The organism is Streptomyces chengmaiensis, from assembly GCF_029846775.1.
Classification (GTDB): domain Bacteria; phylum Actinomycetota; class Actinomycetes; order Streptomycetales; family Streptomycetaceae; genus Streptomyces; species Streptomyces chengmaiensis.
Genome location: NZ_JARWBG010000103.1, coordinates 1 through 8,545 on the forward strand (window position 1 = coordinate 1; position 8,545 = coordinate 8,545).

Annotated in this window: 5 protein-coding genes and 1 pseudogene; 2 read left to right on the top strand and 4 right to left on the bottom strand. The window is 70.1% G+C overall.

The window, feature by feature from the left end; all coding sequences use genetic code 11:
* Window positions 1-220 precede the first annotated feature (220 nt).
* Window positions 221-3,265: an excinuclease ABC subunit UvrA gene (gene uvrA / locus QCN29_RS35985; protein ID WP_279933465.1), complete on the bottom strand. Its 3,045-nt coding sequence runs from the start codon at window positions 3,263-3,265 to the stop codon at window positions 221-223.
* 194 nt (window positions 3,266-3,459) lie between these two features.
* On the opposite strand from uvrA, the gene QCN29_RS35990 reads away from it, so the two are divergent.
* Both QCN29_RS35990 and QCN29_RS35995 read left to right on the top strand, forming a co-directional pair.
* Window positions 3,460-4,146, top strand: a complete 687-nt coding sequence (locus QCN29_RS35990) for a maleylpyruvate isomerase family mycothiol-dependent enzyme (RefSeq protein ID WP_279933467.1) — start codon at window positions 3,460-3,462, stop codon at window positions 4,144-4,146.
* A gap of 308 nt (window positions 4,147-4,454) precedes the next feature.
* Window positions 4,455-5,111, top strand: a complete 657-nt coding sequence (locus tag QCN29_RS35995) for an MBL fold metallo-hydrolase (protein ID WP_279933468.1) — start codon at window positions 4,455-4,457, stop codon at window positions 5,109-5,111.
* 22 nt (window positions 5,112-5,133) lie between these two features.
* Here the strand turns inward: QCN29_RS35995 and QCN29_RS36000 are convergent, their stop codons facing one another.
* From QCN29_RS36000 to QCN29_RS36010, 3 genes and pseudogenes are all read right to left on the bottom strand, one after another.
* The gene (locus QCN29_RS36000) at window positions 5,134-5,874 is read right to left on the bottom strand and encodes an alpha/beta hydrolase (RefSeq protein WP_398860679.1); all 741 of its coding nucleotides are present in this window, start codon (window positions 5,872-5,874) and stop codon (window positions 5,134-5,136) included.
* 127 nt (window positions 5,875-6,001) lie between these two features.
* Window positions 6,002-7,003, bottom strand: coding sequence for a TerC family protein (locus QCN29_RS36005; protein ID WP_279933470.1), 1,002 nt, complete (start codon window positions 7,001-7,003; stop codon window positions 6,002-6,004).
* Between the two features lie 234 nt (window positions 7,004-7,237).
* Window positions 7,238-8,545, bottom strand: a pseudogene (locus tag QCN29_RS36010) (TerD family protein); the annotation flags it as partial.

The window sequence follows — 8,545 nt, forward strand, 5'->3', positions numbered from 1 at the left end:
GGCCCCACCGGCGCTGGTCGTTTCTCGCGAACGGCTCGAACATCTCCGCCGCAAACGCCTCCAACTCACCACGCGCCAAAGTCATCTCGTCCGGAGTCACACCCACTCAACGCCACACCGGGCCCGAAGGACACGCACCAGGACAACCAACCTGACCAAGCACTACTAGTGCCTCGCCGGTGCGCCGTGGGCTCTCCGCCGGCGCACCGGAAGCAAGGCGTCAGCCCTTGCGGGTACGGGTCCGCGCCGTGGCCGTCTTCTTGGCCGCCGTGCTCTTGGCCGCGACCGTCTTGGCGGCCTTCCTGCTGACAGCGGTCGTCTTCTCGGCGCCGGTCGCGTCAGCAGCGGCGGTCTTGGCCGCGGCCTTCTTCTGCACGGCCTTCCTCGCACTGCGCGGGGGCGGCACCGCGTCGCTGATCCGCTCGGCGTCCAGGATCTCCCTGAGGAACTTTCCGGTGTGGCTGGCCGGCACGCCGGCGACCTGCTCCGGAGTGCCTTCGGCGATCACCAGTCCGCCGCCGCTGCCCCCCTCGGGGCCCAGGTCGAGCACCCAGTCCGCCGTCTTGATGACATCCAGATTGTGCTCGATGACGATCACGGTGTTGCCCTTGTCCACCAGGCCGGAGAGCACATTGATCAGCTTGTTGATGTCCTCGAAGTGCAGGCCGGTGGTCGGCTCGTCCAGCACATAGACCGTGCGGCCCGTGGAGCGCTTCTGGAGCTCCGAGGCCAGCTTCACCCGCTGCGCCTCGCCGCCGGAGAGCGTCGGCGCGGGCTGTCCGAGCCGCACATAGCCCAGTCCGACCTCGGTGAGGGTCTTGAGGTGCCGCGAGATCGTGGGAACGGCCTCGAAGAAGTGCAGGGCCTCCTCGATCGGCATGTCCAGCACCTCGGCGATGGACTTGCCCTTGTAGTGGACCTCCAGCGTCTCCCGGTTGTAGCGCGCTCCGTGGCAGACCTCGCACGGCACATACACATCCGGCAGGAAGTTCATCTCGATCTTGATGGTGCCGTCGCCGGAGCAGTTCTCACAGCGGCCGCCCTTGACGTTGAAGGAGAACCGGCCCGGGAGGTAGCCGCGGACCTTCGCCTCCATCGTCTCGGCGAAGAGCTTGCGCACATGGTCGAAGACGCCGGTGTAGGTGGCCGGGTTGGAGCGGGGGGTCCGGCCGATGGGCGACTGGTCGACGTGCACCACCTTGTCGACGAGATCGTCGCCCGCTACGCGCGTGTGACGCCCCGGCACCGACTTCGCGCCGTTCAGCTCGCGGGCGAGGTGGGTGTAGAGGATGTCGTTGACCAGGGTCGACTTCCCGGACCCGGAGACTCCGGTGACGGCGGTGAGCACCCCGAGCGGGAAGGACACGTCGATGTCCCGCAGGTTGTTCTCCCGGGCGCCGTGGACGGTGAGCCGGCGTGCCGGGTCGACGGGCCTGCGGACGTCGGGGGTGGCGATGGCGCGCTTGCGGGAGAGGTACTGCCCGGTCATCGACTCCTTGTTGGACACCAGCTCCGCCAGCGGGCCCGAGTGGACCACCTTGCCGCCGTGCTCGCCCGCGCCCGGGCCGATGTCGACCACCCAGTCGGCCACCTTGATGGTGTCCTCGTCGTGCTCGACGACGATGAGCGTGTTGCCCATGTCGCGCAGCCGCACCAGGGTCTCGATCAGTCGGTGGTTGTCACGCTGGTGCAGCCCGATGGAGGGCTCGTCGAGGACGTAGAGCACGCCGACCAGACCGGAGCCGATCTGGGTGGCCAGCCGGATGCGCTGGGCCTCTCCGCCGGACAGGGTGCCCGCCGCGCGGTTGAGCGAGAGATAGTCCAGGCCGACGTCGACCAGGAACCTCAGCCGTTCGTTGACCTCCTTGAGCACCCGCTCCGCGATCTTCTTGTCGCGGGCGTTCAGCTTCAGCCGGCCGAGGAAGTCGGCGCACTCGCTGATCGACATGGCCGAGACATCGGCAATGGACTTTTCCATGACCGTGACCGCCAGGACGATCGGCTTGAGCCGGGAGCCCTCGCAGGTGGGGCAGGGCACCTCGCGCATATAGCCCTCGAAGCGCTCCCTGCTGGAGTCGCTCTCGGCCTCGGAGTGCCGTCGCTTGACGAACTGCACCGCCCCTTCGAAGGCGGGCGTGGTGTAGGCGCGCTCCCTCCCGTACCGATTGCGGTAGCGGACCTCGACCTGTGTCTTGTGTCCGTGCAGCAGAGCCTTCTTGGCACGCTGCGGCAGTCCGGCCCAGGGCATGTCGGTGGAGAAGCCCAGGGCAAGGGCGAGCCCGCCGATCAGCCGGCCGAAGTACTCCTTGGTGTGGCCATGGGACCAGGGGTGGATCGCGCCTTCGTCCAGGGACCTGTCCGGGTCGGGCACGATCAGCTCGGGGTCGACCTCCATGCGGGTGCCGATGCCGGTGCAGTCGGGGCAGGCGCCGAAGGGGGAGTTGAAGGAGAACGAGCGGGGCTCCAGCTCCTCGAAGGACAGGTCGTCGTAGGCGCAGTACAGATGCTCCGAGTACATCCGCTCCCGCTCGGGGTCGTCCTCTGGGAGGTCGACGAAGTCGAGCACGACCATGCCGCCGGAGAGGCCCAGCGCGGTCTCCACGGAGTCGGTGAGCCGGCGCTTGGCGGAGTCCTTGACCGTGAGGCGGTCGACGACCACCTCGATGGTGTGCTTCTCCTGCTTCTTGAGCTTGGGCGGATCGGCGAGCTGGACGGTCTGTCCGTCGACACGCGCCCGGCTGTATCCCTTCGTCTGCAGATCGGAGAAGAGGTCGACGAACTCCCCCTTGCGCTCCCGGACCAGGGGCGAGAGGACCTGGAAGCGGCTGCCCTCGGGCAGCTCCAGGACCTTGTCCACGATGGCCTGCGGCGACTGGCGCGAGATGGGCCGGCCGCACTGGGGGCAGTGCGGCTTGCCGATCCGGGCGAAGAGCAGCCGGAGGTAGTCGTAGACCTCGGTGATGGTGCCCACCGTCGAGCGCGGGTTGCGCGACGTGGACTTCTGGTCGATGGAGACGGCCGGGGAGAGTCCCTCGATGAAGTCGACGTCCGGCTTGTCCATCTGGCCGAGGAACTGCCGGGCGTAGGAGGAGAGGGATTCGACATAGCGGCGCTGCCCCTCGGCGAAGATCGTGTCGAACGCGAGCGACGACTTGCCCGACCCCGAGAGCCCGGTGAAGACGATGAGGGAGTCACGCGGGAGGTCGAGCGAGACGTTCTTCAGGTTGTGCTCGCGAGCGCCACGGACGATGAGACGGTCGGCCACGCCGGTCCGCACCTTTCTTGAGAGAAGCGGGGGCACAGCCCCCGTCCCAGACTGTTCCAGCCTATGGGGGCGGCCAGATCGATGAATGCCTGACAACCAAGGATGCCTCCCCCGAGCCTATAGCACGTGCATTCGATTTACTGCGGCAGTTCGCCACCTTCACCCGAACGTGTGGCGGGGCTATCGTCGAGCTCATGATCGATCCTGTGCATGACCTGGCCTCAGTACGTGATGCGACGGAGCGGCTCCTGAGCGCAGCCGCCGCTCTGGACGACGCGGCGGTCGCCGCGCCCTCGCGGCTTCCTGGATGGAGTCGGGGCCATGTCCTGGCCCATATCGCCCGCAACGCCGACGCGCTGGTGAACGTCCTCGAAGGCCGCCCGATGTACGAGAGCGCCGAGGCGCGTGACGCCGACATCGAGCGCGGCGCCCATCGGCCCCTGGCCGAGCATCTCGCGGACGTGCGCGAGAGCGCCGCCCGCTTCCAGTCGGCGGGCGCGGCCGACTCCGACTGGGCCCGCACGGTCGAGTTGCGCAACGGCGTCACCGACACGGCGGCACGACTCCCCTTCCGACGGCTCGTCGAGGTCGAGCTGCACCATGTCGACCTGGGCGTCGGCTATGAGCTGGAGGACCTGCCCGGGGACTTCACCAACCGGGAGATCGAGTTCCTCACTCAGCGCTTCAGCGGTCTCGCGGCAGTCCCGCCGACCATGGTCTCGTCCGCCGACGGCGGCGAGTGGCGGACGGGCGGCGCGGAGGGCCCGCAGATCAAGGTCTCCGGGGCCGCCCCCGCGCTGCTGGGCTGGCTGGCCGGCCGCCGGGACGGCGTCGAGCTGCATGCCTCGGGCGGCCCGCTGCCCGCACTGCCGCCCCTGTGACCGGGTGACCGGGTGACCGCTCGGCCGCTCGGCCCGGGAGTGCCCGTAACGGGCTCCCCGGGCCCCCACGCCTCGCCCTCCCAGCCCCCCAACTGCGGCTGGGAAGCGCCTCCAGCGAGGCTGGAGTTTCCAGCCCGCCCGGCGGCGCCCCGGAGGGAAGTGCGGGCGAGTTCGCAGACACGGCCTTCAGGCCGTACCCGGGGGTCCGGCAGGCCATACCCGGAGGGCCGGGGCGAAGCCCCCGGATACGGGACGGGGCGGGGTGGGGGAAAGATCCGCCGGACACCGGTAGGGCATACGCTGGGCCCATGACGTACAGCGGAGTGGTAAAGGTCGGCGGCCCGGCGGACGTTCATGAGCTGACGGACCTGATGATCTCCAAGGTCGCGGTCGGCCCGATGGACAACAACGCATATCTGCTGCGCTGCCGGGCCACCGGCGAGCAACTGCTGATCGACGCGGCCAATGACGCCGAGACGCTGCTCCAGCTGATCGGTGAGGACTCGATCGCCTCCGTGGTGACCACGCACCGGCACGGCGACCACTGGCAGGCGCTCGCCGAGGTGGTCCGCGCGACCGGCGCCCGCACCTATGCCGGGCGGCATGACGCCGAGGGCATTCCGGTTCCGACGGATGTCCTGGTCGACGACGGGGATGTCATCCGGGTCGGCCGAGTGGAACTGACGGCGCGTCATCTGGTGGGCCACACCCCGGGGTCGATCGCCCTCATCTACGACGACCAGCACGGGCACCCCCATGTCTTCACCGGCGACTGCCTGTTCCCCGGCGGAGTCGGCAACACCTGGAAGGACCCGGAGGCCTTCGCCAGCCTGCTCCGCGATGTGGAGACCAAGCTCTTCGACCGCCTCCCGGACGAGACCTGGGTCTATCCCGGCCATGGCAAGGACACCACGCTGGGCGCGGAACGGCCCCATCTGCCGGAGTGGCGCGAGCGCGGCTGGTAGCCGCCGGGCGGCCCCGGCCGCTTCAGCGACGCCGCACAGGGCGGCGTACGTCGCCCGGGCCCAGATCGTCGAAACTGTCCGCCACGGTCGCCGGCAGCGGCCCGAGCCGCAGCAGACCGGTGACCAGGCGGGTGGTCAGCGTGTGCCAGACCCATGCGTGGCGGAGCATGGCGTGATCGCCGCCCGGGATCCGCAGCGCGCAGGTCTCCGCCCCGGCGGCGCGGGCCCTGGCCGCCAGGTCCCAGCTGCCGCGGGGGTCGGTCACCCGGTCGCGGTCGCCGTGGACCAGCACGATCCGCCGCCCTGCCAGATGCTCCACCGGCTCGCCGTCGGGGCACCAGGGCGCGAGTCCCACGACGGCCTCCACCGCCGGATGCCCGGCAGCGCGCAGGGCAGCCCGGCCGCCCATCGAGTGGCCGACCAGCACCACCGGCACCGGGCCGGCGAGAAAGGCCAGTTCCTCCAGGGCCTGCAGGGCGTCCCGCGCCGCGTCGGCGCGGTCCCCGTTCCAGCCGCGGCAGCGGTAGCGCACCCGGCCGAGCACCACATCATGATCGGTGGTGGCGCGGGCGACGGCCCGGCCGAAGGGGCGCATCCGCACCCCGGGGAGGTTCCACGCGGGGGGCGGCTCCAGGCTGTCGGCGCAGCCGCCGTGGAGCAGCAGCACCGCGGCCTTCGGCGGCGCTGCGGCCCGGTCGAGCAGCAGTGATCTGTCCGGCTGCGGCCCATGCCTTCTGGGATGGCTGACGCCTATGGGAGTCACCTCCTCATCAGTACTGCCGGGAGGGCCGCGGGCGGGCGGCCGTCGGACAGCGAATCATGGCTACCCCTCTCCCGGCAGCCGCACTCCGCGACTGTCGCACTCCAGACACCGGCGCCCTCCCTGGGGGTCAGGCCCCGACGCTGTCCTCGTCCTTCGCCGGCTCCGGCTCCGGCTCCGGCTGCCGCTCGTCCTGCTTCTTCGAGGCGATCAGGCTGGTGATCGTGGTGACGATCAGCACGCCGCAGATGACGGACAGGGAGAACGGGATCGAGATCTCCGGGACGTGCACCCCGGACTCGTGCAGCGCATGCAGCACCAGCTTGACGCCGATGAAGCCGAGGATCACCGACAGACCGTAGCTCAGGTGGACCAGCTTCTTGAGCAGCCCGCCGATGAGGAAGTACAGCTGCCGCAGGCCCATCAGCGCAAAGGCGTTCGCGGTGAAGACGATGTACGGGTCCTGGGTGAGACCGAAGATGGCGGGGATGGAGTCCAGCGCGAAGAGCACATCGGTGGTGCCGATGGCGAGCATGACCACCATCAGAGGGGTCAGCACGCGCTTGCCGTTGTTGCGTATGAACAGCTTGGTGCCGTGGTAGCGGTCGGCGACGCCGAAGCGGTTCTCGATCGACCTCAGGAGGCGGTTCTCCTCGAACTCCTCTTCCTCCTCGCCGGAGCGTGCCTCCTGGATGAGCTTCCAGGCGGTGTAGATCAGGAAGGCGCCGAAGAGGTAGAAGACCCAGGAGAAGTTGGCGATGACCGCCGCCCCGGCAGCGATGAAGATCGCCCGCAGCACCAGGGCGATCAGCACGCCCACCAGCAGCACCCGCTGCTGCAGGTGGGAGGGCACCGAGAACTTCGCCATGATCAGCACAAAGACGAAGAGGTTGTCGACGCTCAGCGACTTCTCGGTGATGAAACCGGCGAAGAACTCTCCCGACGCCTGGCTGTTGCCGAATACCAGCAGACCGAGGCCGAAGAGCACGGCCAGCACGATCCAGACGCCGGTCCAGATGCCGGCTTCTTTGATCGACACGTCATGGGGCTTGCGCCCGATGAAGAAGTCGACAGCGATCAAGGCGGTCAGACCGAACACGGTCAGCGCCCACAGGGTCCATGAAACGTCCACTGAGCCTCCGGCTTCACAAGGGCTGCGGTGCAGCCTCGTCTCGTGCCGGAGGTCTCCTCCACCCGGGCGGCGCTGGCGCGCCATGGGCCGACGCCCCGGGACCGGTTCAAGACCGAGTGGTCCGTACTGACGGGAACGCCGCGAGGTGGGAGTACTCCCCTCCGCCCGGACGACAGTACAGCAAACCCCAAGCGAAGGTAAAGGAATCGGTAAAAAGATCTTCAAATATGCAGGTCAGCGCCCCCATGCTCGATGGGCGGCCGCCACCTGGCCCAGCACCTGCCGCACCACGTCGCTGCCGGGCGGAACGGTCAGCGGCTCATAGGTCCAGGCGTGGCGGACCCACGGGTCCGCCAGGTGGTCGTCGGGCGCCGGAGTGATCCGCAGCAGGGAGCGCCAGAGCGGATCGAGGACGGGGCCGTACCCGCTCGCCTCCTCCCGGTCGGCGACCATCAGCAGATGGACGCCGACGACCGGGCCCTCGTCCGCCAGATAGCGCAACTGGTTGACCGCCCGGTCGTCGAAGCCGTGCGGGAAGTCATGGACGATCAGCAGTTGTTCGGCGGCGTCCACATCGGGCGGCAGCGAGTCCGCCGCCCCGCCGCGCACCGCCATCGTCACCAGGTCGACGCGCCGGGTGAGCCGGCCGAGCACCTCGCGAACCCCCTGCGCCCCCGGCGCGGGCGGCGCGCCGAGCAGCCCCGAGCCGGACAGCGGCGCGAGCGCTGCCGCGCCCGCGCCCGCCGGGTCGATGACGTGGACGGAGAACTCCCCCGGCGGATAGACAGCGAGCAGCCGGGCGGCGTGTCCGACCGCGCAGTCCAGCGCCTGCCTGCGCAACTGCGCCTCGTCGAGCATCAGGGCGGCTTCGGATCCGGTGCGCCCGCTGTCGACCCACAGGCCGCGTTCCAGGGGCAGCCGGACGAGGAAGGGAATGCGCAGTGCGGGGTTCTCCGGCAGATGGAGATCGCCGATGCGCAGCGCCATCGGGACCTCCATGGGCACCCGGTAGCCGTGCCAGCAGGGGTTGTCCCACCGGGCGAAGGCGGGCGGCAGCGCGGGCTCGACGACCTCGGACTCGGCGGCCAGCTGGGCCAGGTCCCGGTCGAGCACCCGGCGGGCCTCGTCGGCAAGCCTGCGGCACTCGGCACGGGCGGCCTCTCGGGCGGCGTCGCCCGCCCCTCCGATGCGGCTGCGCGGATCGTCCAGGACCCGGTCGAGCTCCTGGTCCATCCGGGACTCCGCGAACTCGACCGCGCTGCGGTAGGCGGCGGTCGTCCGGGCGAGGTCTTCGAACATGCCCCAGATCTGGTTGTAGAGCCGCTCTTCCATGGACCATCCGGTGGCATCGCCGGCGACGGGGGCGGCCGGCTGTCCCGGCGGGGCCGGGGAGGCGGCTGGGGGCGGCGGGGGCGCGGCGGAGCGGCGCGGATGCGCATAGTCGATCCGGCCGCCGCCCGCGGCAGGACGCTCGGCGTCGGCGGGCGCGGGCTGCCCCGCGTCCGTCTCCCCGCCCGGCGCACCCGACGTCGCCGCCCCGGA